This window comes from Brevundimonas sediminis (assembly GCF_048799765.1).
Lineage (GTDB): Bacteria > Pseudomonadota > Alphaproteobacteria > Caulobacterales > Caulobacteraceae > Brevundimonas.
Map to the genome: position 1 here is coordinate 114,736 of NZ_JBLYQK010000001.1, position 26,632 is coordinate 141,367.

General features: G+C 66.3%; 23 protein-coding genes and 2 pseudogenes. 18 read left to right on the forward strand and 7 right to left on the reverse strand.

Annotation, left to right across the window (positions count from 1 at the left end):
• Nucleotides 1-16: 16 nt before the first annotated feature.
• From ACLQ7T_RS00645 to ACLQ7T_RS00695, 11 genes are all read left to right on the forward strand, one after another.
• Entirely contained in the window at nucleotides 17-580 is a 564-nt protein-coding gene (locus ACLQ7T_RS00645) for an RNA polymerase sigma factor (protein ID WP_420477653.1), read from the forward strand.
• Nucleotides 581-665: 85 nt separating this feature from the next.
• Nucleotides 666-1,637, forward strand: coding sequence for a FecR family protein (locus tag ACLQ7T_RS00650; protein ID WP_420477654.1), 972 nt, complete (start codon nucleotides 666-668; stop codon nucleotides 1,635-1,637).
• Nucleotides 1,638-1,659: 22 nt separating this feature from the next.
• The gene (locus tag ACLQ7T_RS00655) at nucleotides 1,660-4,032 is read left to right on the forward strand and encodes a TonB-dependent receptor (RefSeq protein ID WP_420477655.1); all 2,373 of its coding nucleotides are present in this window, start codon (nucleotides 1,660-1,662) and stop codon (nucleotides 4,030-4,032) included.
• Between the two features lie 363 nt (nucleotides 4,033-4,395).
• Nucleotides 4,396-5,127: a helix-turn-helix domain-containing protein gene (locus ACLQ7T_RS00660; RefSeq protein WP_420477656.1), complete on the forward strand. Its 732-nt coding sequence runs from the start codon at nucleotides 4,396-4,398 to the stop codon at nucleotides 5,125-5,127.
• A gap of 11 nt (nucleotides 5,128-5,138) precedes the next feature.
• On the forward strand, nucleotides 5,139-5,435 hold the full coding sequence (locus ACLQ7T_RS00665) for a nucleotidyltransferase family protein (protein WP_420477657.1): 297 nt from the start codon (nucleotides 5,139-5,141) through the stop codon (nucleotides 5,433-5,435).
• Between the two features lie 350 nt (nucleotides 5,436-5,785).
• Entirely contained in the window at nucleotides 5,786-7,192 is a 1,407-nt protein-coding gene (locus tag ACLQ7T_RS00670; RefSeq protein ID WP_420477658.1) for an SEL1-like repeat protein, read from the forward strand.
• Between the two features lie 267 nt (nucleotides 7,193-7,459).
• The gene (locus tag ACLQ7T_RS00675; protein ID WP_420477659.1) at nucleotides 7,460-7,840 is read left to right on the forward strand and encodes a hypothetical protein; all 381 of its coding nucleotides are present in this window, start codon (nucleotides 7,460-7,462) and stop codon (nucleotides 7,838-7,840) included.
• 304 nt (nucleotides 7,841-8,144) lie between these two features.
• Nucleotides 8,145-8,612 carry a peptidase S1 gene (locus tag ACLQ7T_RS00680; RefSeq protein ID WP_420477660.1) on the forward strand — a complete coding sequence of 156 codons (468 nt, stop codon included), beginning with the start codon at nucleotides 8,145-8,147 and terminating at the stop codon, nucleotides 8,610-8,612.
• Nucleotides 8,613-8,735: 123 nt separating this feature from the next.
• Nucleotides 8,736-9,719: a hypothetical protein gene (locus tag ACLQ7T_RS00685; RefSeq protein ID WP_420477661.1), complete on the forward strand. Its 984-nt coding sequence runs from the start codon at nucleotides 8,736-8,738 to the stop codon at nucleotides 9,717-9,719.
• Between the two features lie 52 nt (nucleotides 9,720-9,771).
• Nucleotides 9,772-10,212, forward strand: a complete 441-nt coding sequence (locus tag ACLQ7T_RS00690) for a hypothetical protein (RefSeq protein WP_420477662.1) — start codon at nucleotides 9,772-9,774, stop codon at nucleotides 10,210-10,212.
• A gap of 2 nt (nucleotides 10,213-10,214) precedes the next feature.
• Nucleotides 10,215-10,418 (forward strand): hypothetical protein, encoded by a 204-nt coding sequence (locus ACLQ7T_RS00695; protein WP_420477663.1) that lies wholly within the window; start codon nucleotides 10,215-10,217, stop codon nucleotides 10,416-10,418.
• Nucleotides 10,419-10,847: 429 nt separating this feature from the next.
• Here ACLQ7T_RS00695 and ACLQ7T_RS00700 read toward each other — a convergent pair whose 3' ends face one another.
• A complete protein-coding gene (locus ACLQ7T_RS00700) occupies nucleotides 10,848-12,179 on the reverse strand; it encodes an MFS transporter (protein ID WP_420477664.1) in 1,332 nt (443 codons plus the stop codon).
• 199 nt (nucleotides 12,180-12,378) lie between these two features.
• Between ACLQ7T_RS00700 and cyoA the strand changes: the two genes are divergently transcribed.
• Genes cyoA through ACLQ7T_RS00730 form a run of 6 tightly spaced genes read left to right on the forward strand, consistent with a single transcriptional unit; the run spans nucleotide 12,379 to nucleotide 17,695 of the window.
• Nucleotides 12,379-13,425 carry a ubiquinol oxidase subunit II gene (cyoA, locus tag ACLQ7T_RS00705; protein WP_420477665.1) on the forward strand — a complete coding sequence of 349 codons (1,047 nt, stop codon included), beginning with the start codon at nucleotides 12,379-12,381 and terminating at the stop codon, nucleotides 13,423-13,425.
• A 15-nt stretch (nucleotides 13,426-13,440) separates the two neighbouring features.
• Nucleotides 13,441-15,447, forward strand: a complete 2,007-nt coding sequence (gene cyoB, locus ACLQ7T_RS00710) for a cytochrome o ubiquinol oxidase subunit I (RefSeq protein ID WP_420477666.1) — start codon at nucleotides 13,441-13,443, stop codon at nucleotides 15,445-15,447.
• Nucleotides 15,444-16,136 carry a cytochrome o ubiquinol oxidase subunit III gene (gene cyoC / locus ACLQ7T_RS00715; protein WP_420477667.1) on the forward strand — a complete coding sequence of 231 codons (693 nt, stop codon included), beginning with the start codon at nucleotides 15,444-15,446 and terminating at the stop codon, nucleotides 16,134-16,136. The genes cyoB and cyoC overlap by 4 nt, the downstream gene beginning before the upstream one ends.
• The gene (gene cyoD / locus ACLQ7T_RS00720; RefSeq protein WP_420477668.1) at nucleotides 16,133-16,507 is read left to right on the forward strand and encodes a cytochrome o ubiquinol oxidase subunit IV; all 375 of its coding nucleotides are present in this window, start codon (nucleotides 16,133-16,135) and stop codon (nucleotides 16,505-16,507) included. Before cyoC ends, cyoD begins: the two co-directional genes overlap by 4 nt.
• On the forward strand, nucleotides 16,435-17,220 hold the full coding sequence (locus ACLQ7T_RS00725) for an SURF1 family protein (protein WP_420477669.1): 786 nt from the start codon (nucleotides 16,435-16,437) through the stop codon (nucleotides 17,218-17,220). Before cyoD ends, ACLQ7T_RS00725 begins: the two co-directional genes overlap by 73 nt.
• The gene (locus tag ACLQ7T_RS00730) at nucleotides 17,210-17,695 is read left to right on the forward strand and encodes a group III truncated hemoglobin (protein WP_420477670.1); all 486 of its coding nucleotides are present in this window, start codon (nucleotides 17,210-17,212) and stop codon (nucleotides 17,693-17,695) included. Before ACLQ7T_RS00725 ends, ACLQ7T_RS00730 begins: the two co-directional genes overlap by 11 nt.
• 395 nt (nucleotides 17,696-18,090) lie before the next feature.
• On the opposite strand, the gene mobA is transcribed toward ACLQ7T_RS00730, so the two are convergent.
• From mobA to ACLQ7T_RS00760, 6 genes and pseudogenes are all read right to left on the reverse strand, one after another.
• Complete coding sequence (mobA, locus tag ACLQ7T_RS00735) at nucleotides 18,091-18,519, reverse strand: molybdenum cofactor guanylyltransferase (RefSeq protein WP_420477671.1); 429 nt, start codon at nucleotides 18,517-18,519, stop codon at nucleotides 18,091-18,093.
• A 433-nt stretch (nucleotides 18,520-18,952) separates the two neighbouring features.
• A pseudogene (locus tag ACLQ7T_RS00740) lies at nucleotides 18,953-19,605 on the reverse strand (IS6 family transposase).
• Nucleotides 19,606-19,681: 76 nt separating this feature from the next.
• Nucleotides 19,682-21,985 (reverse strand): ABC transporter permease, encoded by a 2,304-nt coding sequence (locus ACLQ7T_RS00745; protein ID WP_420477672.1) that lies wholly within the window; start codon nucleotides 21,983-21,985, stop codon nucleotides 19,682-19,684.
• Nucleotides 21,982-22,932 (reverse strand): HlyD family secretion protein, encoded by a 951-nt coding sequence (locus ACLQ7T_RS00750; RefSeq protein WP_420477673.1) that lies wholly within the window; start codon nucleotides 22,930-22,932, stop codon nucleotides 21,982-21,984. The genes ACLQ7T_RS00745 and ACLQ7T_RS00750 overlap by 4 nt, the downstream gene beginning before the upstream one ends.
• 104 nt (nucleotides 22,933-23,036) lie before the next feature.
• Nucleotides 23,037-24,563 (reverse strand): TolC family protein, encoded by a 1,527-nt coding sequence (locus tag ACLQ7T_RS00755; protein WP_420477674.1) that lies wholly within the window; start codon nucleotides 24,561-24,563, stop codon nucleotides 23,037-23,039.
• A gap of 178 nt (nucleotides 24,564-24,741) precedes the next feature.
• A pseudogene (locus ACLQ7T_RS00760) lies at nucleotides 24,742-25,077 on the reverse strand (transposase); the annotation flags it as partial.
• 749 nt (nucleotides 25,078-25,826) lie between these two features.
• Between ACLQ7T_RS00760 and ACLQ7T_RS00765 the strand changes: the two are divergent.
• On the forward strand, nucleotides 25,827-26,510 hold the full coding sequence (locus tag ACLQ7T_RS00765; protein WP_420477675.1) for a hypothetical protein: 684 nt from the start codon (nucleotides 25,827-25,829) through the stop codon (nucleotides 26,508-26,510).
• The last annotated feature ends 122 nt before the right edge of the window (nucleotides 26,511-26,632 follow it).

Below are 26,632 nucleotides of genomic sequence, written 5' to 3' on the forward strand. Positions count from 1 at the left end.
GACCCACGATGCGCCGGTGATCCCGCCGCCCGAGCTCTCGCAGGACGACCCCGACGCTGTCGCTCGACAGGCGCTTGTCGATGTCTGGCTGGAGGTGCGGCCGGCCCTCCTGCGGTTCCTGACCGCCCGCACGGGCTCATCGGCGACTGCGGAGGACCTTGTTCAGGATGTCTGGCTGCGGCTGCAGGCGCTCACGGGGGAGGCGGCGGCCCAGGTGCGCCATCCGCAAGCCTTCCTGTACCGGATGGCGGCGAACCTGGCGCTGGACGGTTCGAAGGCGCAGCGGCGGGCGGGGGCGCGTGATCTGGAGTGGCGCCGGGCGCAGGGCGCCGATGCGGCGGGAGACGCGGCCGACGCGCCGTCGGCCGAGGACGCGACCTGGGCCCGGCTGAAACTTGAGAAGGTGATGACGGCGATCGGTCGGATGCCCCCGAAGGCCGCCGAGGCGTTTCGCCTGCACAAGCTGGCCGGTCTGAGCCAGGCCGAGGTCGCCGACCGGATGGGCGTCTCGCGCAGCGCGGTGGAGAAGTACATCTCCGGCGCCCTGAAGGAGCTGTTGCTCAAGGTGGGCTGGCCATGATGACGCGGTTTCGCCTTTTTTTGTTGAGGATGGGACGCGTCCGCGTCGTCTCTCCCTCAAGGCCCCCCGGGGCGCGGACAGGACCATGACCCGAAACGACATCATCAGGGACGAGCAGATCGCTGCCCAGGCCGCCGCCTGGGTCGTGCGTCTGCGCGCCGACGATGTCACGGTCGCGGACTGGGATGCGGCGGCGGTCTGGCTGGACGCGGACCCCGCGCACCGGCGCGCCTTCGACGAGGCGGAAGGTCTCTGGAGCGCGGCCGACGCGCTCTCGTCCGTTCAACGCGCGCCGGTGTTCGATCTGGCCGCGCACCGCGAACGGCGCAGGGGGAAGGACCGCCGATGGCTGATCGCCGCGCCGGCCATGGCGGCGGCCGTCGCCGCGGCGGTGCTGCTGGCGCCCCTGCTCCGATCGTCGCCTGACGTGGTCTATCAGACCGCTCCGGGAGAAACCCGCACGGTGGTGCTGGAGGACGGCTCGAAGCTGCAGATCAACGGCGGATCCACCCTGTCCGTAAGGATGGAGCGGGGGCGGCGACGGGTTCGCATGGATCAGGCCGAGGCCGTATTCGACGTCGCGCATGACGCCGGGCGGCCCTTCCTGATCGATGTCGGCGAAAGTCAGGTCCGCGTCGTCGGCACGGCCTTCAACATCCGCCGCTCCGGGGGCGAAACCGCGGTGTCGGTCCTGCGCGGCGTGGTGGAGGTTTCCGATCTCGACGCCCCGGCCCGACGGGTGCGGCTGACGGTCGGGCAGGCGGTCCGCCGCGCCGATGCTGACGACCGGATGGCCGTGACGTCGGTCGATACGCGCAACGCGGCCGCCTGGACGGAGGGGCGGCGGGCGTATGACGATCGGCCTCTGAGCGAGATCGCCGCTGATCTCAGCCGCGCCTTCGCCGTCCCGGTGACCGTGACGCCGGACGCCGCGAACCTGCGCTTCTCCGGCGTTCTGCTGCTCGACGACGAGTCCGCCGTCATCGACCGGCTTGAGCGCTTCCTGCCGATCAAGGCCACTCGCGGGCCGCAGGGGGTTCGGCTAGAACGGCGCTGAACCTGCTTCGGACGTCGCCCTCTTGGTAAGAGCTTCCCTCAGCGCCCTGGCCGCCGTCCTGACCGCTTCGGTCCCTGTGGCGGCCGAAGCCCAGGACCGGTCGGTCGTGGATGTCTCCGTCGCCCCGCAACCCCTGCGGAGCGCCCTGCTCGATTTCGGGCTGCAGGCCGGCGTCACCATCGACGCGGCCGGGAGCGAGCGGTGCGGCCCTACCCGGGGTGTTCGGGGGCGAATGCCGGTCGAGAGCGCCCTGTCCCGCCTGACCCTGGGCACGCATTGCGCCGCCCGTCCGATCGGCGGCGGCGCCTGGCGGATCGTGCGCCTCGCTCCGCCCGCGCCCGTGGCGGCTCCGGTCGCGCCGGAGCGGGAGACAACGCGCCCGACCGTCCTCGACGAGGTCGTCGTGACGGCCGCGCGCTCGGACAATCTTCTGTTGTCGCGCGCGCCCTACGGCCTGTCCTCGCTGGACGGCCTGACGCTGGACCGGGCCGGTGTGACGGACCTGCAGGGCGTGGCCGGCCGGGTCGCGGGCCTGACGATGACCAATCTCGGTCCCGGACGCGACAAGCTGTTCATTCGCGGCCTGGCCGACGGCCCCGTGGCCGGTCAGGCCCAGGCGCTGATCGGCCTCTATCTGGACGATGTCCGCCTGACCTACGACGCCCCGGACCCGGCGCTGCGGCTGGCCGATATCGAGCGGGTCGAGGTGCTGCGGGGGCCCCAGGGCGCTCTGTATGGCGCGGGCTCGATGGGCGGGGTGGTGCAGGTCGTGACGCGCGCACCCGATCCGACGGGCTTCTACGGCCGCGCCATGGTGGAGGCGACCGCGACGGACGGAGGCGGGCCCGGCCATGCGGCCGAACTGATCCTCAACCTGCCCGTTCTGACCGACCGGCTCGCCGTGCGGCTGGTCGGCTATGACGAGACCGCTGGCGGATACGTCGATGATACGGCGCTGAACCTTGAGGACAGCGGAGACATGCGCCGTCAGGGGCTGAGGCTCTCCACCCTGTGGCGCGTCAATCCGGCCTGGACCCTGAGGGCGGGCTTCCTCGCCCAGACCATCAGCGTCGACGACACCCAATATGCGACCCTGGGTCCGGATGCCCCCTACGCGCGACGCCGCAGCCTGAGCGAGCCCAGCCGGAACGACTTCGACGGCTTCTGGGCCGCGGTTGACGGCGATCTGGGCTGGGCGCGGATACGGGCGTCGTCGAGCATCCAGTCCCACGGTCTCGACGCCCGGTATGACGCCACGCCCTCGGCGGGCGTGTTCGGCCTGGCCGGCACGGCCGCGCTGGACCAGTCCGACGACCTGTCCGCCGCGGTGCATGAGATCCGCCTGAACGGCGCGCTCGGGAGCCGGTTCAGCTGGAGCGCCGGCCTGTTCTTCTCCGAGTACACGCACAACCGGACCGTCGCGGTCTCGGACGGGCAGGGCGGGGCGGCCGCGCTTTTCCGGCGCCGCCGCGACCATGTCGATGAGGCCGCCCTGTTCGGCGAAGGCGTCTATGCCCCCGACGACCGGCTGAGGATCACCCTGGGCGCGCGCCTGTTCCGCATCGGCGTGGAGCACCGCAGCGAAGCCGGCGGTTCTCCGGACGTCGTCGCGGGAGACGACGCCCTGGTGGGCGTCGCGCCGCGTCTGGTCGTGGAGTACGATCGGGGGCCCTTCGTCTTCTATGCATTGGCGACCGAGGGCTATCGCGGACCGGGCTTCAACGCCGGAACGACCGGGGTCGGCGGGGCGCAGCCGTATCGCGCCGTCCGCCCGGACGAGATCGTGGCCGGCGAGCTCGGGGCGAGGTTCAGCCTGCGCGATGGCGCGCTGCGGGGTCGCGTCGCCGTCTTCGTGGCGGACTGGAGCGACATCCAGTCCGACCGGTTCGACGCGCGCGGCCTGCCGTTCACCGCCAATCTCGGCGACGGCCGGAACCGCGGGGTCGAAGGCGAGGTGGAGTGGCGGCTCGGACACTGGACCCTCGACGGCCATGCGGTCGTCAACGACCCCGAACTCTCGCGTCCCGATCCCGGATTCGCCCTGGGGGCGGACAGCCGTCTGCCCGGGGTGGCGGACTTCAGCCTCCAGGGCGGACTGGTGCATGAAGCCCGGCTGGCGCAGGCGGTGGTGCGCTCCGAACTCCGCCTCGGCTATGTCGGGCCGACGGACATCGCCCTGTCCCCGACCTCGAACAGCGCGTCCGCCGGCTATCTCACCAGCCAGATCGGCGTCAGCGCGGAAGTCGGCCGATGGAGCGTCCGGGCGTCCATCGACAATCTGTTCAACCGGGATGACGACACCTTCAGCTTCGGCAACCCCTTCTACGCCCCGGCCGACATCAGTACGCCGCAACGCCCGATCAGCGGCCGCCTGGCGCTGACGGCCCGTTTCTGAACACCTCTGCCGATCGGCCGGACAGGCCGGGTCCGGGGCGCCGGTTCGCCCCTCTTCCGCTGGCTCCGGGACCGGTCCGTCCATGGCGCGGGCCCGGGGCTTCACCATGAAGGTGGCGGACAGGGTGGGGCTCGGCTCCATCCGTATTCTCAGAGACTTGGGCTGTCTAACCGGGTGTCGGACGCCGATTGAAATCCCTGGAGATTTCGGGCGTTTGGCTACCCGGTTCCGTCGGAAACCCGAAACGAAAAACCCCGCCGGCGTTGCAGCGCGCGGCGGGGTTCAAATGGGCTTGGTTCAGCAAACAAGGCCGACGCCTTTCTACCGCCTCACGGACTCTGCTGCAACGCGGGAGGCGCTGGCATGAGCCGCTTGCTCGATCCTGAAAACTTCGTCGCTGATAAGCTGGCCTGGCATCAGCGCATCGTCACCGACCCGACGCTGTCTGTCGGCGCCAAGGCCGTCGCCGGGCTCCTGCTGCACGACCTGAACAGCGCTGCCGGGGGCGCGTGGCGCGGGCAGGGGAGCATGGCCGCCAATCTCGGACAAAGTGATCGCCAGCTCCGCCGTCACCTCGCTGATCTTCAGGAGGCCGGGTACCTCGAGATCGACGTCCGCAAAGGGCGTTCCCGCACCAACATGTATCGTGCGATGGTCCCCGAGGTCGTGGCCGAGGTCGCCGAAAAGCGGACACCCACGACCGCTCAAACGGTGCAAAACAGGACGCCCGCGTCCGGTCAAACTCCGAAAAACCGGACATCAGCGGCCGGAAAACCGGACATGGGTGTCCGACAATTCCTTTATGACCCCATTAGAAAATTTCCCGCGCCCGCGCCGCGCTCGACTGGGCCGTCGATGCGACCTCGCTTTCCGTGCGCCGATCTGCGGCGCCTCGTGGTCTCACTGGGCGGGGAGGGGGCGGCCGTGAGCTACCTCGATCAGGCCGGCTGGGACCCGGTCGATAACCGGATCCTCTGCGCCAGCGACACAGCCGTAACCCGCTTGACTGAGCTCGCCGGCAGGCTGCTCCGCGAGCGAGGGGTGTCGCTGGCGAGACGCGCCGCCGAGCCTTCCCAACACCGGATGGCGGCGTAGGATCGGGTCACATGCGCCGTGATGACGCCCTCGCGAAACTGCGAAGCCTCGAGCCTTTCCTGAGAGCCCGAGGCCTGGCGCACGTCTACCTGTTCGGATCGGTGGCGCGCGACGAAGCCGGGCTGGGTTCTGACGTCGATGTGGCGTTCGACATCGCCCCGGGCGCTGATTTCGACGCGTTTGATATGGGCGGGGCCTATCTCGACCTTGTCGATGCGCTGGGCGTGGAAGTCGATTTCATCGAAAGGCGTAGCCTCCTCAGTGGGAGGGGCCTCCGTGTTGAGAAGGATTTGATCAGGGTGTTCTGACGGCTGCTTCTGACTCATTGCGGCTGTTGGGGAAGGTCTGCTCTCAGGCGTGCTGCCAAGCAGCGCGGCTCCGCCCAGATCTCACCCGCCAGCTGCACTGGGAACGGGGCTTTTCGGCCGGCGTCGAAGCGAAGGCGGCGCCGCGGCCCCGAGGAGGGCGGAAACCGACCTTGGCGAAGCCGCCCATGACGCATGTTGGCGAGCCTCGAAGCGCCTATGGCGTCGCAGGTCTCGTTTTTTGTCGGAATGTAACTGGTCGCACCCGAAGGCGGCGCGCCGATGAAAGCAATTGCTCCACCCGCGGTTATGCGCCAGCTTCACGTTACACCGTTTTGGGAGAGGGTTTTGGTATGCGCGCATGGCGTTCGACAGTGGCGTTTCTAGCTATGGTGGCCGGGTTTGCGGCCGGTGCGGCACAGGCCGATCCCGCGACAGACGAACGCAATCGCCAGGCGATGATGGCGTCGATGCGGGCACAGGATGCGAGCAACGATCGCGCCGCAGCTGATCGCGCGTTCCAGGCCGGACTGGCGCAGCAGCGTTCGCTAGGCGGCAGCAGCGGCTCACCCGCTCCTTCCTCGGCTGGGTTGGACGCCATGGGCACCCCGTTGGACGGGCTGGCGGCTGCGCTGGGCAGCGGCGGTCAGTCGATCGGGGGGCCGCAGTCCGTCGTCGATCGCCGCAGTTACATCATCAATCGGCAGGAAACGGCTGAGCAGGTGGTTGCCCGGCTATTCGCCGAGGCGGAAGAGGGCAATCCCGAAAGTGCATGGAACCTGGGCCGGCTTTATTACACCGGGTATGCCGGGGTCCGACGGGATGACGCCGAGGCGCGCCGCTGGTTTGCTACGGCCGGTGAGCGCGGTCACGCCGACGCGCTCGCAAACCTGGGCTATTTCGCGCACGAGGGGATCGGCGGTCCGCAGGATGAGGCGCTAGCGCTCGACGCTACGGCCCGGGCGGCGGCGGCAGGCAGCACCTACGGCGCGGGGCTGAACGGGCTCTATCGACTCAGCCGCCTGGCTGACGGGCAGCACGATCCTGATGCCGTAGCGAATCTGGAGCGAGCGGCCGATGCGGGCGAACTGTTTGCCCAGGCCGCTCTCGGCACGATCGTTTACGAACTGGGCGTCGGCGCCGCGGAGAACTGGGAACGCGCGGCGCATTACGCCCGCCTCGCTGCCGACCAGGGCCACGGTCCATCAATGACCGAACTGGCGCGCATGATGTTCGTCGGCCGGGGTGTGGCGCAGGATGAACGCGGCGCCGTTGCCATGTTCCGCCGTGCGGCCGAAGCCGGTGACCCTGCAGGCATGTCGTTTCTGGGGCAACTGTACATGACCGGCCAAGGGGTCCCCCGCGACATCGCTGCGGGCATGGACTTATTCCGGCGTGCAGCCGACCTGGGCCATCCCGAGGCGCAGGGCGTCTACGGCCTTTCGCTGGTGCTGGGCCAGGGCGTGGAAGAAAACGTTTCCGAAGGGCTGCGCTACATCCGCCTCGGAGCCGCCCGCAACGATCCGCAAGCCTTGACCGTGCTCGGCAAGATGACCTTTGTGGGCGAAGGCGGCATCACCACCGATGAGCGGCAAGGGATCGAACTGTTGCAGGCGGCCGCAGCGCTGGGCTACCAGGACGCCATCGAAACCCTGGCCATGGACGAGGTGCAGGACGCGATGACCCGCCTCGGCTTGGCATCGACGAGGGCGCCGGCGTCCGGCAAGGGCGTGGACACGGTGGCAAGGTCCAAGGGGTGACGACCTGGTCAGGCAAACACCTGGCTCGTCGCTTGCCAATCGGAAGGTGTCGGTTCTATTGCTGATCTGCTGAAACGGCAGACGGCATCCAGTTCAAATCCTGGAAGTTGCCCGATAGGCGGGGAGGCAGCCGATAGCGCTGCCGAGGCTCTCCTGAGGCTCCGGTTGCAGTGCACAGCCAGGTTGAGCTGATGGGTGCATCTCGGCTCCGGACTGTTGTTTCCGACGGCTTGGGGCGGTCGGGTCGTGAGGAAATCAGGAACGAATATGCTCGCAACAGTCTTCGCTGCGGCCGCCCTCCTCCAGTACGGCTCTTGTCAGAGCAGTGGCCCCGATCGGTCGCGCACAGCGGCGGAGGCCGCCGAAGCTTATGTTCAGGGAGTGGCGGCGCGCGACCCCGGCGCGATCAGATGGGTGACCCGGCCCGGAACACTCTGGCGTTCGCCCACCGAAACCATGACGGACGCAGAGTTCTACGAACGTCTTCAACCGAGCGATCTCCCGAACCAGCACCTCGTGATCACCGGACTCATCGGGACCGCGAGACAGGTCGCGATCGCCTCCCGGGTGAAGGGGATCGAGGGCAGCGAAGCCTTAACGGTGCTGACCGTTGAAGACGGATGCATAGTGAACGTCCAGCTTTTCTGAACTTCTGGACCGAGGGGCGCGGACGTGTACAGCCGCGCTGTCGACCTCTTGGGACGGTCTCTGCGCCAATGGCTCGTGGCAACCGTGCAGGTCTCGGGCGCACCGGGTCGAAATAGCGCCTTCATGGCGCATCCGGTCGCGGGCTGATGTCCCTTGTTCGAAGCGCATCAGTCGAAAGGCATCCGGCGCTGTCCATTCGGCAACGCGGCCAGATAAGGCGACCGCGGTCGACCAACTCTATTGACGACCGATGTTTTGCGGGTAAAACGCTATAAATCCGGCGCTTTGGCTGGGGGGAACCATCATGAAGTCCGTCGTTTGCGGCCTCGCCCTCGCGGCCGCCGCCCTGTCTCCGGCCGTCGCCCACGCCCAGAATGCCGGCCTGACCGCCAACTTCGGCGAGATCCGCCTGAACGCCGGCTTCACGCCGGACCCGTATCGCGTCTCGATCACCGCCGGCGGTTCGATCGACGCCTACACCGACACGGACCTGCCCGGCGCCTGCGTCGGGAAGATCAGCGCCGCGCCGGACTTCGAGGTGACCTATAGCGCCGGCGGCCTGCCGCTGGTGTTCCGCACCCGCTCCTCGACGGACACCACCCTGATCATCAACGGCCCGGACGGCCGCTGGTACTGTGACGACGACAGCTGGGGCGACGGCGACGCCGAGGTGCGCTTCAACCGTCCGCAGAGCGGGACCTATGACGTCTGGGTCGGCACGTTCGGCGGCGGCACCGCGGCCGCGAACCTCCTGATCACCGAGACGCCTTAGGCGCTGACTGCCGCAGGGAGACTACAGCATTCCGGGAGCTGAGCAGCGCCGTTTGATCGCCGCATGCCGGCGTCTGCGGCGTCTCCTCTCATGGAACCTCGGAGGCCGGATTGGGAGGGGGCGATGTTCGCCAGATTACGTGAGACAGGACCAGGAGTGCTGGTCGGCCTCTGCCTTGTCTTGTCGCCCGGCGCTGTTGCCGCACAGGAGCCCCCTTCAGGATTCGTCTGGTATGTCCTGGACGAACTCAATCGGGTGTCCTTTGACATCGAGGACCCCACCAATCGCCCGGTCAGGCTGACGGAACCGCCTCCCGGCGTGCTGATACCCGTCGACGTCAGCAGGGATGGCGTCGAGGACTGGCTGATCCGCTGGCCGGAAGGCGGAAACTTCTGCGGGACCGGAGGCTGTCGCCTCAGCCTGTACGTCAGCGAGGCCGACCATTACCGGCGCGTATTCGACCGTCAGGCTTGGGACATGGATATTCGTCCAGTCGGAGGCGAAGTACGCCTGGAGGCGTCGTTTCACCACCTGAACTGCCCGTCCGCCCGGGAGGTCTGTCGCCTTGCATGGGCCTGGGACACGGTATCCGGTAGCCTCACCGAGCGTCCGAGCGCAGATGGTGAAGCTGTGATAAGCGGCTTCGGCGAGGCGACCGTGGACCTTGGCGACAGCGAGGGGCGGCCCGTACTACCGGCCGGCATTCCGGCAGCCGTCCTTGACCGCTATCTTGCCGGCCGCCGCGCCTGCGGTTCCCCCGATGAGGCCGACGATTTCACCGTATCCTACCCCGCCGTGGCCTCGACGCCCGATGTGAACGGCGATGGAAAGCGGGACTGGGTTCTTGAGGCGCCGAGCGCCTGCGAAGGCTTTCCGGAGTATGGCTACGAGGTCTGGGTCACCAACGAAACGCAAGATGCGACGCGAGCCTTCGTTTCGGCGCCCGGTCGATGGCCGCGGTTGAAGGTTGACCACGCGCCTGCGCAGCTTCTGGACGGTCCTGCATGTGTTCCGGGCGCTGCGTGCGAAACCGTTATTCTCGAATGGGACGGAGCCGCCGGAGCGTTCCGACCCGCCCCATCCCAGGGCACGCCATCACAACCCTGAGGCCTTTGGCCACCTCGACCGGCGGTCGCCGAGCCGCAGCATGGAGCGAACGATGATCTCGACTCTGGCCCTTGCCATGGCGCTCCTGATCCCTGTTGGGCAGCAGTCGGCGCCGCTTGGCGGGAGGGTGTATATTCTCAGTCAGAGTGAAGGCCGGGGAGATTATCTCTCGGCGCCAAGCCAGACCGGGCCGAACACAAGAACCGCCTGGTCATGGTCGGTCTCCGCGACACGGGACGGCCCCGCGCTGATTGACGCCTTTCTCAACGAGTACGATTGCGAGACATCCCAATTCCGGCGAATCCGCCAGGAGCGATACCGGGCTGACCACCTCTACGACACTCGGGTATCGGACGCGGGTTTCCGGTCGCCGCACTTGCTCGAGATGGAGGGCCGGATCGTGGGAGAGATTTGTCGACGCGGGTACCAAGCCTTGCCACAGGCGGAGAACATTCTCGTCGCAGCAGCCCGGCTGTCCTCCGAACGTCCCTGACCATGAAGTTTCTGCTCGGGGTGCTGTCCCTCGCCATCGGACTGGAAGGCCTGTGGTCGGCGATCCGGCACAGGCGACTGCGGGACAAGTCCGGGTGGATATACGCCCGGGTGGAGAGGCAGCCGCTCTATTTCTGGGTGATGACGGCCGTCTTTGTCCTGATGGTCGGGACCGGCTGTTTGCTCCTGTTCGCGGCGATTATGTAAACTTCGTGATTTCTCGGAAGTAATCTCGGCTTGCTGCGTGGACGACCATCGGGGTCAATGCCTCCAGGCGGATATCGTTTTCGAGAAAGCTCCGGTCGCTCGGGGTCACGTAGCCCCCGGTCATCTTGGAGGCAGACCGATGCAGCCCATAAGCCCGGTCACGAACTCCTTGCTATCGTCCGCAACAGGGCCAGCGCAATCACTCAGCGCGACACCCTCGAAAGCTCGGATTCCATGGAGGCATCAATGACCGCTAGTGGCGCGAAACGGCCGCTCGAATTTCGCACAAGCTCCGCGAGGCGCAACATGGAGCGGCCGCGCTCGGAATGAGCGCCAATCTGCGATGCCCCCACGGGGCGCGCAGCGCCATGTCGACAGCTTGGTGCCGCGGGAATAGCGCAGATGTCCGCTACTTTCCGATGCAGGGGACTAAACTTCCCTGCGGCCCCACTCACGATTGATCCCCAATGCCGCGAGCGTGCAGAGTACGCCCGACAGCAAGTACAGTCCGACTGACCACAGACCAAACTGGTGCGCCAGGAAAAGTGCGACGAGAGGCGCGAAACCGGCGCCCACGAGCCATGCTGTGTTTGCCACAATCGCTGCGCCTGTATAGCGATACTGGATGGGCAGGCGGTCGTCGATCAGGCCGCTGGATTGGCCGAAGGCCAGACCGAGAAGGGCGAACCCAACCAACATGTACGTCGTCTCGCCCACGGTCCCGGCGTTCAGGAGCTGCGGGGCAAACCCGCTATAGGCGCCAATCATCACAGCCGAGACCGCCAGGAGGGCGCGCCGTCCGATCCGGTCGGCCAGAACGCCTGACCCCATCATCGCCAAGATCCCAACCCCGGCCCCGATGAACTCAATGATAAGGAAGCGAACCGGCTCTTCATGCGCGGTTAGCGTCACCCACGAGAGGGGGAATACCGTGACGATATGGAAGAGGGCGAAGCTTGCCAGCGGGGCCAGAGCTCCCAGTGCAATGGTGCGCCAGTGTCGGAATACCGTCTCAAAGGGAGGAGAGGGCTGCAGCTCCTGGTTCTCGAACAGGCGGCCGTACTCAGGCGTCGCAACGATCCTGAGTCGGGCAAACAGGGCGACCACATTTATGGCGAGGGCCACGAAGAAGGGATAACGCCAGCCCCAACTCAGAAAATCGGCCGGCGATAGGACAATCAGGAAATAGGCAAAGAGAGCAGCGGCGACCGCCAGCCCAATCGGCGCGCCTAGCTGTGGAATCATAGCGTACCAGCCCCGGCGATCACGGGGGGAGGTTAGGGCCAGCAGGGTAGGCAAGCCATCCCATGCTCCTCCCCAAGCGACCCCTTGGCCGATCCGAAACGCTGCTAGGAACCAGACTGACAGGGCCCCAATCTGAGCGTGGCTCGGCAGCAGAGCGATGGCGATCGTGGATCCGCCGAGAAGAAAGAGTGCGATGGTCAGCTTGACGCCGCGGCCGTGGTTCCGGTCGATCCACATGAACAGGAGCGTGCCAAACGGCCGCGCCACGAACGCCAGGGAGAAGACGGCGAACGACATCAGAGTGGCGGTGACGGGATCCAGATAGGGAAACACCACAGCCGGGAAGACCAGCACCGAGGCCAGCGCGTAGACGAAAAAGTCGAAGAACTCGGATGTCCGACCGATGATCACTCCGATGGCGATCTCGCCGGGCTTAGCCCCGTGGTCATCAGCGTGGATGAGACGAGCGTCCTTTTCCAGCGGCGTCGAGGTGGAAGCGCCCTTGGTCGCGCGCATGGCTCAGCTCCTGGTGCCAATAGGCCGGCGGCCGGTTAGTCTTGGTCGTCTTTCTGCGACACCCCCCGCTCCGTGACAAGGCCGCTGGGCTTACGTAGTATCTCGGACCTGCCTTTTGCGCGCGCGCCGCCCTAGGGTAGAAGACGTATCGGGCAAGACGTCCGTGCGACCTCAATGAAACGCAGAATTCGGGCGGAACATGCGTGAAGAACCCTCCCAAATAGGACGCCTCTCGAGGGTCGTGGCGCTATGTCTCACTGGGCTTCTTGTGGGATGCGAGCGCGCGGTCCTAAATCCCGCTGGCGACGTCGCCCTTCAGCAGCGCGATCTGATCTACTTCTCGACTGGGATCATGCTCCTGGTGATCGTACCGGTCATCATCATGGTGATCCTGTTCGCGTGGAAGTACCGCGCCTCCAACAAGAGCGCCCGGTACGACCCCAAATTCCATCATTCGACGGCGCTCGAGCTCGCTATCTGGTCCATTCCGCTGCTTGTGATCATTTGCTTGGGTGCGGTTACGTGGTCGAGCACTCACCTTCTGGATCCCTTCCGCCGGCTCGACCGCATCGCCGAGGGGCAGCCTGTCAACACCACCGAGGCGCCGATGGTGGTTCAGGTCGTGGCGATGGACTGGAAGTGGCTGTTCATCTACCCTGAACTCGACATCGCAACCGTCAACGAACTGGTCCTGCCGGTGGACCGCGAGGTGCGGTTCGACATCACCTCGACCAACATGATGAACACCTTCTACGCGCCGACCATGGCCGGGATGATCTACGCCATGCCCGGCATGCGCAGCCAACTGCACGCGGTGCTCAATCGTCCCGGTGAGTTCGAGGGCTTCTCGGCCAACTACAGCGGAGCCGGCTTCTCGCACATGCGCTTCCAGCTCCGCGCGGTCGGGTCGGGTGAATTCGATCAATGGGTGCGGCAGGTCCAGGCCGTCGGCAGTCCGCTCACCACGCCCGGCTATCTGGAGTTGGAACATCCGACCGAGCGACACCCGGTCGAACTCTACAGCTCGGCGCCGGCCGGTCTGTTCGAGCGCGTGGTCAACCGGTGTGTCGCGCCGGGGACTGTCTGCATCTCCGACCACATGGCCCAGGCTGGCCACGTCATGCCCGTGAACGATGAGCAGGCGCGATCCGGGGAGCGCGGACCGCAGGGTGACGCTCACGCCCCTGCGCCGTCCGCGCACGCCGCGCCGGTCACCGGCAGTACCACCCACGGCGGCCATCAATAGGTTCAGCGAAGACCCATGTCCCACGCATCCTCACCCGCAGCGCTGAATCCCGTTTTCGGGCGCCTGAGCCTCGAGTCCTTCCCGATCCACGAGCCCATCCTGATCGGCACCTTCGCCGTGGTGGCGCTGCTGGGCGTGGGAATCCTCGGCCTGATGTTCCGCTTCCGGCTGTGGGGCTGGCTCTGGCGCGAATGGCTGACTAGCGTCGACCACAAGAAGATTGGGATCATGTACATGATCCTGGGCATCGTGATGCTGCTGCGCGGGTTCGCCGACGCTCTCATGATGCGGCTGCAGCAGGCCATCGCCTTCGGTGGGGCCGAGGGCTATCTCAACGCCCACCACTACGATCAGATCTTCACCGCCCACGGCACGATCATGATCTTCTTCGTGGCGATCCCGCTGATCGTGGGCCTCGTGAACTACGTCATGCCGCTGCAGATCGGCGCGCGTGATGTCGCCTTCCCCTTCCTGAACAGCCTCAGCCTGTGGCTCACCGTGGCCGGCGCACTGCTGGTCATGGCGTCGCTGTTCATCGGCGAGTTCTCGACCGCCGGCTGGCTGAACTATGTGCCGGTCGCCAACATAGAGAACAGTCCGGGCGTCGGGCCGGACTATTACCTATGGGCGCTCCAGATCGCCGGGGTCGGCACGACCCTGTCGTCGATCAACATGGTCACGACCATCTTCAAGATGCGCGCCCCGGGCATGACCTTGATGAAGATGCCGGTCTTCGTCTGGACTGCCTTGTGCTCGAACGTCCTGGCCCTGGCGATCTTTCCGGTCCTAACCGGCGCCTTCGCGCTGCTGATGCTCGACCGCTACGTCGGCACCAACTTCTTCACCAACGACCTTGGCGGCAACGCCATGATGTACTGGAACCTGGTCTGGATCTGGGGCCATCCCGAGGTCTATGTCCTGATCCTTCCGGTGTTCGGAATCTACTCGGAAATCACCTCGACCTTCTCGGGCAAGCGGCTGTTCGGCTACTCGTCGATGGTCTACGCGACGGTCGTCATCACCATCCTCAGCTACCTCGTATGGCTGCACCACTTCTTCACGATGGGGGCGGGCGCCAGCGTCAACAGCTTCTTCGGCATCGCGACGATGGTCATCGCCATCCCGACCGGCGCCAAGATCTTCAACTGGCTGTTCACGATGTACCGGGGCCGCATCCGTTTCGAACTGCCGATGGCCTGGGTGGTCGCCTTCATGATCACCTTCGTGGTCGGCGGGATGACCGGGGTGCTCCTGGCTGTGCCGCCGGCCGACTTCGTTCTGCACAACTCGCTGTTCCTGGTGGCGCACTTCCACAACGTCATCATCGGCGGCGTGGTGTTCGGCCTGTTCGCTGGCATGACCTACTGGTTCCCCAAGGCCTTCGGCTTCAAGCTGGACGGGTTCTGGGGCTGGGTGTCGTTCTGGGGCTGGGTGATCGGCTACTGGGTCGCCTGGACGCCGATCTACATCGTCGGCCTGATGGGCACGACGCGCCGGGTGCGCCTGTTCGAGGATCCCACCCTGCAGCCGTGGTTCATCGTCGCGGGCATCGGGGCTCTCATCATCCTGGTCGGGATCCTCGCCTTCGTCATCCAGATCGCGGTCAGCATCAAGAACCGCGACAAGCTGAGCGACACCACGGGCGACCCGTGGGAGGGCCGGACGCTGGAATGGTCCACCGCCTCGCCGCCGCCCTTCTACAACTTCGCCTTCACCCCGGTCGTGCATGACCTGGACGCCTGGTACGACATGAAGGACCGGGGTCACGAGCGGCCGGCGAAGGGCTTCAGGCCCATCCACATGCCCAAGAACACCGGGGCGGGGGTCATCATGTCGGCCCTGTCCATGATCCTGGGCTTCGCCATGATCTGGTACATCTGGTGGCTCGCGGCCGTCAGCTTCCTGGCCCTGATCGCCTATGTGATCTGGTTCACGTTCGACTACGACCGGGAGTATTACGTTCCGGCCGACATGGTGGCGGCCGACGAGGCCGCGCGTCGCGCTCTGGAGGCTCGGGCATGACCAAGGCTCTCGGCAAGGCGACCCGCACGGTTCGTAAGCCCCGCACGTCCCAGAGCGTCGCGGCTGCGCCCGCGTCCCCGACCTTCTATCTGGTCGAACAGGAAGAGGGCGCGCACGGCCACGGCGCGGCTCACGCCAGCCCGACGCCGCTCGGCTTCTGGATCTATCTGATGACCGACGCGCTCATCTTCGCGACTCTGTTCGCGACGTACGGCGTGCTAGCCACGGCCCATGCGGGCGGCCCGACCCAGCTGGAGTTGTTCGACCTTCCGCTGGTGGCGCTGAACACAGCCTTCCTGCTGATCTCCTCCATCACCTTCGGCATGGCCATGCTGGACATGTACGAGGGCAGGAAGCGGGGGACCCTGGGCTGGCTGGTCGTGACGGCGCTGCTCGGCATGGCGTTTGTGGGGGTTGAACTCTACGAATTCGGCCACCTGATCCATGAGGGCGCCACGCCCCAGAGAAGCGCCTTCCTGTCGGCCTTCTTCACGCTGGTCGGCACGCACGGCCTTCACGTCACCTTCGGCATCCTCTGGATCGGGGTGATGGTGGTCCAGGTCGCCCAGCGCGGCCTGATCGAGGCCAATCGCAGGCGTCTCATGTGCCTGGCCATGTTCTGGCACCTGCTCGATGTCGTCTGGATCGGCGTGTTCACCTTTGTCTATCTGCTGGGAGCTCTCCAGTGAGCGCACATGACACGGATCCGGGCGCCCACCCGGTCGCCCACGACCACGGCACACGGCGCAGCTATCTGATCGGCTTCCTGATCGCGGCGGTCCTGACCGCCGTTCCCTTCTGGCTGGTGATGTCGGGCGTGCTTGCCCCGACGACGACGGCTGTCGTGGTCACCTTACTCGCCGTCCTTCAGATTGTCGTTCACACGATCTACTTCCTGCATGTGAACACCCGATCGGAAGGAGGCTGGACGCTCGTCGCCCTGGTGTTCACCGCCATCATGGTGCTGATCGTGATCTTCGGATCGCTGTGGATCATGTTCCATCTGCACGGGAACATGATGCCCATGGCGCCGCCGCCGGTGGAGGCCGGCGGGGTCTGATCCGCGCCGCTTTCCTCGGACTCTGTCTCGCCCTGGCCGCGGGCTTCGCGGCGCTGGGCGTCTGGCAGGTCGAGCGGCTGCAATGGAAGCGGAACCTGATCGCCACGGTGGAGGAACGTCTCGCGCGGACTCCCGTGGAGGCCCCGGCGGTATCGGTCTGGTCCGCGGAAGACGCCTATACGCGCGTGACCGCAGAAGGCGTATTTCGCCATGACCGGGAGGTCCTGGTCCAGGCAGTCACTGAAGAAGGGGCGGGCTTCTGGGTCATGACTCCGCTCGAGACAAGCCAGGGCGTCATCCTGATCAACCGCGGATTTGTCCCACCCGAACGCCGCACGCCCTCCACTCGCATGGCCGGACAGACGACTGGCCTGGTTCGTGTGACAGGTCTCTTGAGAATCAGCGAACCGGACGGCGGCTTCCTGCGGGCCAACGCACCCGACGAGGGGCGTTGGTATTCGCGCGATGTGTCGGCGATCGCTGAAAACCGCGCGTTGGGTGATGCCATCGCACCGTATTTCATCGATGCGGATGCCGCCCTGAACGAGGGCGGCTACCCCATCGGGGGCTTGACCGTCGTTCGCTTCCGCAACAGCCATTTCAGCTACGCCCTGACGTGGTTTGGGTTGAGCATCCTTTCATTGTTGGGCGGGGCGATCGTTCTGAGAAACCGGCGCGGACCCGGCGTCGCAGAGGCGCGTCATGACAGTTGATGCGCGGCGGGCCGATATCATCTCGGCCATCCAGGCCGAGACCGGTATCGACGACCAGATGATCCAGACTCTGGTCCATGGCTTCTATGGGCGGGTTCGGCAGGATCCGCTGCTCGCGCCAATTTTTACGGCCCATGTCGCTGACTGGGAAATCCATCTGAAGACGATGTGTGAGTTCTGGTCTTCGGTCGCGCTGATGAGTGGCCGGTATCACGGCCGCCCAATGGCCAAGCACTCACCGCTCGAGATCGACGCTCGACATTTCGATCGGTGGCTTCACCTATTTGAAGAGTCGGCTGCAGACCTATGCCCCCCGGCCGCGGCGACCCATTTCATTGAACGCGCCAGGCGGATCGCCGAAAGCCTGGAGCTGGGAGTCGCGGCGGCCGGGGGCTTGATCCTACCCAAGGGAAGTCGGCTGCACCGGCCCGAACTCGATCCGAGTATGCGCGATGGGGCCGGGACCTCCTTGTGAATTCCGTCGCCCCGATCAGAGGCTCAGAGCTCATCTTTCCTCCTCTTCAGTGAGGCTGCCGCAACAACTTCGTCCGGTCAGAAAACAATGATCAAGGGGGATGGGCCCTCGCCGTGCCAAGCTCCTACATCGTGGACACCGACTCATCATTGAAACAAAGCGCCTCGCGGCTGCGGGAGTTGGCGGCCGGTGAGCACCCGACGCTAGCGCAAAGCCTGCTGGAGTTGGCGGACCTATTCGAGGCTCAGGCTTCCGAACTCGGCTGTGGGCTTTCCTGGTCCGAACGGGGCCGCTTGGCGCTGTGCAATCCACGGATGACTTGCGAGGCCTGTTTGGCATCGCGTCCCAACGGTTCCTGATCATACTTCCACCGACATGGCGCAGTGGGCTGCCTTTCAGATTTCGTGGGCGATCTGCCTTTCGGCCTGAGCTATATCCTCGGGCGAGTTGACGTTGAAAAAGGGATCGATCGCGAGAACGGGCCACGAAACCTCCACGCAGCCGGCATGATCCGCCACGCCATGCAAGGAATGCCGGCCTAGCCCCGCCCGTATTTCGATGGCGCTGAGCACGCCGGGTCGCCACAGGCTGCAAATCGGATGTCTTCGTTCCCCACTAGCCGCCATCGCGACCGCATGACCTTCAGTCAATTGAGCCGCCAAACGCCAAGGCAGGTCGTCTGGAAGGAAAGGCATGTCGCATGGGATCGTCAGGACGGCGTCAAGGTCAGAGTCCCTTGCCCAGCATAGCGCCGCGCAGAGGCCGCCCAGCGGCCCCGGAACTTCGGCCGCGTCGCAGAGTGTCCGTAGGGGTGCAGGTCGCACGCGATCCGTGGCTGTTCAGGATTGTGGACATCGAGCCTGAGTTCCATGAACTGGCTGATCAAGATCCGCCCATGCGGTGGCCAATCCCTGTAGGGTTGGCGGAGCGGATGTGGGGTGAAATCCAGGCCGGCACCCCTTAGATCGCTTGTAATCGCGGCTTTGTCGCGGTGCACGCCTTGCGCGAAGCCTGACGCGCTCCGGACTGCCACACTTAAGGTCTGCGCTGCGTAAGAAGCGGACATTAGCTTCCGCTGGGCGGGTTCTCGGACCGTAAGGGGGCTCGAACGGGGGAGCCGCCGATGTCCGCTCCTGACTCTTAGCGGATACCCAGCAGGCCCGCTTCCCGGCGTCTCCTGAAGCACAAATGCGACCTCAGGGCGCTGTCAACTCAACTGGAAAGTAGAGACGCAGCGATCTGAAAAGTCTGCTGATTTCAGTCACAAGGCGCATGCGCCCTTCGCGGCCCTCGTGCCGCTCGGGTTCGTCGTGATCGGGAGCCGCCTAGGCGTAAGTATCTGTTTTGACGGCAACTCGCGCAACGGGCTCCAACTCTACCGGCGACTACTCGCAAGTTAAGTTGACAGCACCGGCGGAAGCGCTGCATGGCCCGCTCTCGTCGTCGGAATGGAAGGTTTGAGTTCTCGACCCGGTTGTTCAACCAGCGGCCCATTTCCTGCTTTCCGGCCACCTTCAAGTCCTTCAAGGCGGCCCGATAGGACTTCAAGCCATCCGTGACGATGGCCTTCGGCGCGCCATGGTGACGCATGGCTTTCTTCAAGAATTTCAGTGCTGCGGCCTTGTCACACGTCCTGGTGACGAAGGATTCCAGGATCTCGCCCTCATGTCGACGGCGCGCCAGAGGTAGTGGCGCTCGCCGTTAATTTTCACGAACACCTCGTCGAGATGCCAGCGCCAGTGGGGGAAGGAGCGCATCGCCTGAACCCGCTTTTTGCGGATCTCGCCGGCGAACATCGGACCGAACCTGTTCCACCAGAGCCGGACCGTCTCGTGGCAGATGTCGATGCCGCGTTCGGCCAAAAGGTCCTCGACCTGGCGCAGCGACAGCGGGAACCGGACGTACATCATGACGACCGTTCGGATCACCTCAGGCGAGCTGTCGAACCATCGAAACGAGGTTATCGGACTTGGCCATCTGACCACGCTATCCGACCCGATCAGGGGTGCAACCCGTTTGGGCTGACAAGACCGCTCCAAGCCATAAGCTGCCGTAGATGACCGTCAGAACGCATAGCATCACGGCTTGAGGCGCGACTTCCCCCAGGCTGGCCCCCATGGCGTTCATCCGGACGAAGGCCTGGACGGCGGCGGTCGAGGGCGACAGGTGCGCCAGCCAGACCAGGGGCTGGGGCGTCATGAAGTGCGGCCAGGCGACGCCCGCCAGAAAGAACAGGGGGGTAGACGTCCCCACCAGCACCTGCAACACCCGTTCATGCCGGTCGAACAGCCCGCCCAGCAACAGTCCCAGGGCCGAGACCCCGGCTGAAAAGATCGGCGTCAGCAGCAGAACGCCCCCCAGATCGCCTGCACGCGGATAGTCGTGCAGCCAGAAGACAAAGCCGAAATAGAAAAGCCCCGACGCCGTGCCGATCGCCGTCAGGGCCATCCATAGCCCCAGTCTCGCGCTGACCTTCAGCGCCGCGGCGCCGGTCTCGCGTCGGATAGCGACAATGACCGCCGCCCCCAGCAGCAAGGTCTGTTGCAGGATGATTAGGCTGACCGCCGGGACGGCGTAATCGCCATAACCCTCGGTCGGATTGAACAGCGACACCTGCTTCAGTTCGGGCGCCAGACGCGCCGCGCGCGCGGCTTCGGGCAGACCTTCGAGCCGCGCCTCGGCCACGTCGGCGGCGACCGCTGCGACCGCCTTGCCGATCGAGGTCACCCGCACCAGATAGCCACCGTTCAGCCAGACCGCGATCCCGTCTGCGGAGCCGCGCGCCAGATCAGCCTCGAACCGTTCCGGCAGGATGACGACCCCGTCGACGACCCCGCGCCGCATCAGTTCACGCGCCTGTTCCGTCGAGGGCACGACCGCCGCCACCTCTACCGCATGGGGGGCGCCCAGGTCCTCGACCAGTTTGCGTGTCAAGGGGGCGTGGTTCGACGACACTACCGCGACCGGCAGGCCCGCCGCCGCCTGACCCGCATAGGCCGATGGATAATAGAAGGCGTACAGAACCGCCGCCAGGATCAGCAGGCTGCTGACCGGGCGTGTCTTCGGCAGGTTGCGGAAGGTCGCCACAAAGGCCGCCCCCACCCCGGCCTGCGGCAGGGGAAAGGCCAGCCTCTCTGAACTGGGCGCTCGCCGCGCGCGCAGTCGTATGGCGACTGATGCGGCGATCAGGGCGAACAATGTGACCCCGCCGAGAACCGCCAGATCGCGCCATGCGCCGCCGGGCGCGGCGCCGGTGACCATCTGACCGGTCTGAAGCCTCAGATAGTGGGTGTAGGGCAGGATCTCGCTCCACACCCGGGCGAAGCGCGGACCGTGATCCAGCGGGAGGGTGCCGTTGGAAAAGGCGATGGCCGCCCCGGAATAGATGGCGGTCGCCGAAAAGGCCGTGTCCGCATCGCCCAGGGCCGCGACCAGCAGGGCCGACAGGGCGACGCTGACCGCCATCAGGGCGACGACGCCCAGGATCAGCAGCGGCAGTGATCCCGCCACGCCCCAGCCGCGAAAGCCGCACAGCCACGCGATCCAGGCCAAACCCCACAGGGTGAAGACAATGAAATGCGGCGCCAAACGCCCGATCAGGGCCGCCGTCGTCTGTCCGCCGGTCGCCGCCCTGTAGCCCTGGAACGACCCGCCCTGCATCAGCCGCCCCACCGCCAGCACGGCGGAACAGGCGGCCAGAAGATGCAGCACCCCCGGCGCCAGCAGTCCTCCCAGGAACAGCTCGAAACTCAGTTCCGGGTTTCCGATGATCGACACCTGAACCGAGGGCGGCGCCAATGTCGTCTGCGGCAGGCCCATCTGATGCGCCCGCGCCTCCAGTCGGGGCGCCGCCGCCTCGGCGATCGCTGAGGTCTGGCTCAGGGCCGCCAGGGCGCCGACGGTCTGGAAGGCACCGTTGAAGGAGACCACCACCTGTTCCGGGCGGCGGAAGGCCCCGGCGGTGAAGCCCGGCGGAAAATGAGCGATGCTGTAGACCTCGCCGCGCCGCATGGCGGCGACCGCCTCGTCCATGGTCGCGGATGCGCGCACCACCCTGATGCCCGGCGCCGCCTGCATGTTGAGGATGGCTGCGCGGCTGAAGGCCGAATGGTCCTGATCGACCACGGCCACCGGCGCCTGACGGATGACGCCCGACATCAGCAGGGTCGCAGTCAGAACCAGCAGGATCAGCGGCAGGCCGAAGGCGACGAAGGCGTCCCAGGGTTGCGTCAACAGACGCCGCGTCTCCGCCCGGACGGCCGCGCGGAAGACGGCCGCGCCGGTGGTCATTGGGGCGAACCGTCGAACAGGACGCTCATCCCCGGCCGCAGTCGCGCGATCGGCTGGACCGGGCGGGCCTTCACCTTGAAGCTGCGGACGTCATAGCCGCTGGACTGGCGGGTCGAGCGCCAGGTGGCGAACTCGCCCTGGGGGCTGATGGCGGTTATGCGGAAGGCCGCGCCCTTCAGTCCCAGCGCTGGGACATCGCCATGCAGGACCGATCCGATCCGAAGATCGCCCAACTGGTCCTCGCGCAGGCTGAAGGCGACCCAGGGGGCGGCGGTGTCGACGATAGTGAAGACCGGGACCCCCGTCAGCACCAGTTCGCCCTCATTGGCGAAGCGTTCGGACACCTCGCCGCCGTGTGGCGCGATCAGGCGGGTCTCGCCCTTCAGGCTCTCGGTCTCGGCCACGGCGGCGCTGGCGCCGCTGACATTGGCGTCGGCCACGTCGCGTTCCTGGGGACGGGTTCCGGCCTGGGCCTTCAGATACTGCTGGCGCGCGGCCTCGCTTTGGGCGGCGGTGGCGGCGCGGGCGGCCACCGCCTCGTCGCGGCGCTGGGCCGAGATGACGCCCTCGGCGAACAGGGTCTCGGCCCGGCGGGCCGACTGGTCGGCCAGACGCGCCGTCGCCTGCGAGGCGCGCCAGATGGATTCGACCGAGCGCACGTCCTCGGCCCGCGCCCCCTCGCGGCTCATCGACTGGATGGCCTGGGTCGACTGCAGCAGGGCGCGGGCCTGGGCCTCCCGGGCCTCGACCTCGGGACTGCTGAGCAGGGCCAGTTCCTGCCCGGCCGCGACCTGGGCGCCTTCCTCGGCCAGGAAGCGCTCGACCCGGCTGGGCACCTTGGTGGCGACGGTGAAGGTCTCGGCCTCGACCATGCCCTGAATTTGCTCCGACGCAGGGCGCGCGGCGAGATACAGGCCCACGGTGATGAAGACGATCAGAGCGGCCAAGCCCGCAGCGACCGCCCCTTTCAGCCAGGAGGGCCGTTTCCCGGCGTTCGGCCCGGCGTGCGGCTCGGGGGGGAGCGGCGGGAGGTCCGGAGAGGTCGTCTCGCTCATGGGGCGCTGATCCGGTCTTCGCGTTGCAGATAGTCGCTCAGGCTCTGATCCCCGCCGGACGCCGTCAGAAGGGCCGCCAGACTGAGAACATATTCATAGGCGGCGGCGGCGCGTTGCAGCCGCGCCGTCCCCAGCAGGTTACGCGCATCGATGACCGAGGCGGCCGTCGCTTCGCCTTCGCGGAAGCCGACCTCCTGAACCCTCAGATTCTCGCGCGCGGCCTCCAGACTGCTTTCCAGGCTGAAGAACTGCCGCCGCGCCAACTCTGCCTGATTATAGGCCCGGGTGACCAGCAGCCGGGCGTCGTCGTGCGCCTGACGTTCGGCTTCTCCGGCGGCCGAGGCCTGGGCGCGGGCCGCCCCGACCATGCGCCGTCGGTCCAGCGACGACATCAGGGTGTAGCGCGCGCCCACCCCGACGGCCCAGTCCGGCTCGGTCGGCAGGGCGCTCTCGCGGCGCAGATTATAGGTTCCGAAGGCGAAGACCGAGGGCCGCAGCCGCGACGTCGCCAGATCCACCCCCGCCTCGGCCAGATCCCGCCCCGCCCGCGCCTGGGCGATACGGTCGTTCGACCGGGCCGCGCGTTCCAGAAACACATCCAGAGGTCCGACAGAGGCGCGATTGACGAACAGGGCTGTGACCGGCGCCACCCCGGCTTCGACATCCGTCACGCGGACGAGAGAGGCCACGGCGTTCTCATGCTCCAGTTCGGCCCGGTTGACCTGCCGCTGGGCCGCGTCGCGCGCCACAGCGACCTGCAGGACCTGGGCGCGGCTCAAGACGCCTTCGGCTTCCATCCGCCGGGCGTTGGCCAGATGCAGATCGAAACCCTCGCGGGTGTCCACGGCGATCCTCAGCGCCTCGGCCGCCAGCACCTGTCCGAAATAGGCGCGGGCCAGATTGACGTCTTCCAGACCCAGGGCTTCCTGCCTCCGCGCCTCGGCCAGATCGACATTGGCCGCCGCCGCCCGCCGCAGGGCCGGAATGGCCCCGCCCGTATAGATCGGCTGCAACGCCATCACCGTGGGCCGGAACGCCGTCTCATCGGTCTGAAGCCGGATGTCGCTGGGCAGGGCGGTGAAGATCTCCGGCAGGGCGGCCTGAAGTCTCTGCCCCACCACCGTCAGCACATCCCCCGGCACGCCCGGCAGATCAGCGATCAGGCCGGGCAGGGCCGCGCCCAGATCGGATTGCGCCCGGTCAAGCGCATCAGACAGGGACAGATCGAAGGTCTTGCGATAGCGGATCACCTGGGCGTCCAGCGATACCGTGGGCCGGTTCAGCCCGGCCGCTACCTGGGCCTGGGCCTCGGCCGCCTCGACGGCATGACCGGCGGCGCGGCTCAGGCTGGACGTCGCCCGCAAACGGTCGGCGGCCTCGTCATAGGTCAGAGGAAGCGCGGTCGATGAAGTTGCGGACGCCTGCGCCCCGTTCGCCTCCCGCGGGCCGGTCTGCTCCGGCGTCTGGGAAAGCGCGGCGATGGCGACGCAAAAGGCCTGCAATCCCGTCCAGCCCGCCGCCATGTCATAACTCCAGCCCGTCAGCACCCAAACCTAACCTCCCGCCCTAACGTCAAGCAAGCGAATCAGTGCTGTCATCGGTACTGGCAGTCTAACGATCAAATGTCTCCAGTCAGGTGGTTAGGACTGGAGGCGGGATGAAGCCGATATCGTTCAAGCGTCACCGGTTCCCGCCGGCGGTGATCCTGCAGGCGGTGCGCTGGTAGGCGGCCTGGAGATGGCCAGCCGCCTCCCGCCAGCCGGCGGGCGTCACCACTTTTTTCCCAGCAGGTCCTTCAGCGCCACGTTGTCCAGCATCGCGTCCGCCAACATCCGCTTGAGCCGAGCATTCTCGTCCTCGAGCGCCTTCAGCCGCCGAGCCTCCTCCACATCAAGCCCCGCCGAACTTGGCCTTCCATTTTTAAAAGGTCGCAGAGCTGACCCCGTGCCGCCGGCACACCTCCGCCGTCGCCAAACCGGCCTCCTGCTCCCGCAAGATCCCGATGATCTGCTCTTCCGTGAACCTTGATCGCTTCATTCTGTCCGTCCTTTCGAGGGGCGGACTCTAGCTATTCCTGGAGGAGTTTCAGGGGGTCACGTCAGCACGGATGCGCAGACTACCAGCGAGCAGCTTCTCCTCGACGCACAGACGGCGAGCCATTGAGACCGGGGTGCGCTTTCTTTGAATGGCCGTTAGGCGCGGGGAGGGAAGCATCGTCCGCTTTCGGCAGAGTAGCGAACGTCTGCGTTCGACGGTGCCCGTGTAGCCGATCTGACGGTAGGCCTCGGTCAAAGAGCCGAACCGATCATAGTAGGCTCCAGCACAGAGGGTGTTGGAGCTCTCGTTGACCACGTTGACAGACAGGTAGGGCCCGCGAAGCTGCCGCTTATACGTCCGCTTCACGGAAGCAAGGGAACGACCGCTTATGGCGCTCACCTGCCTAAAAGCAGGCCTCACAGATCGGCGTGTCTGGGGTGCGATTCTGGTGCGAAGGGAACTGCAGATTGCAGATCATGCAGAACGGGTCATCGGCCGCAGGCCGGTAGGCCTGAGCGCTTCGAAACCTGTCGTCCCTCTCTACCTGCTCCGCTGAGCGTCGGGCGGCATCTGCTTGCCGCTCTTCGTCGGTAAATCCAGACATCGTCTGCCTCCATCAGCTGGTGGCAGAATGTCGGAAATCCGGAACTAGGCAAATGTCCGCACCTGGCGCACTGTTGCGGCTCGATCGGCTCAGCGTCAGGTTCCGACTTGTTGCAGGCGTTGGGGAGTCGGGGCAACGTCCGACCATGATCCGCGCCTTCCGTTTCGCCCTGTTCGTCTGCCTGCTTGCAGGGCCCGCGCGGGCCGCCTGCGAGGATCTGCACTGGGAAAGCCCGGACCGCGCCGAGGCCGTGACCTGGCATGCCGCGGCAGATCTCGCGCTCGTCCGCATTCGCCCGCTGTCGCAGGGCGGCGCGGGCGACCGGGCCGGGGACGCCGAGATGTCCCTCGCCTTCACACCGTTGACCGAGGGCGATCCGGAGGGCCGGTTCTGGGTCCGCGACACCGTACGCCTCAGCGTATCGCCTCCGCCGGTCTTTGATCTGTTCAGCTTCACCAATGTCGAGCAGCGCATCGGCTACGGGGACGGCCGCCCGCGAGAGGTACGCGAGCCGCGCAACGACCCTTTTTCGATGGGGCCTGACGGTCGGATTGCCGACCGCTGGTGGACCGACCTGCGCGATCACCGCGTCTCCGTCCTCAGCCGTGGGGGCGCTGCCTCGGATGCTCTCGAACGCATGCGCCGCGAAGGCTCGATCCGCGTCGAGCAGATCGGCCGGCGCGACGGGCACCGCGAAGTGATCACGTTCGGCGCATTCGGATTCGGCGGGTTCGCAGGGCTGTGGACACGCCTGCAGGCCCATCGCGCCGCCTGCGAAACCTCGGCGGACGGATACCTGTCAGGAACGAGTAAGGGTGCCGATGATTGACCCGACCGGAACCCGCGAGGCGCCGGCCAGTCATCCGCGCTACGAGGTGCTGCGAGAGATCAACTGATCTACAGCGTCGTCGGCTGGGGAAGAGGCGAGGGGCCGGACGTCGGACTTGGATG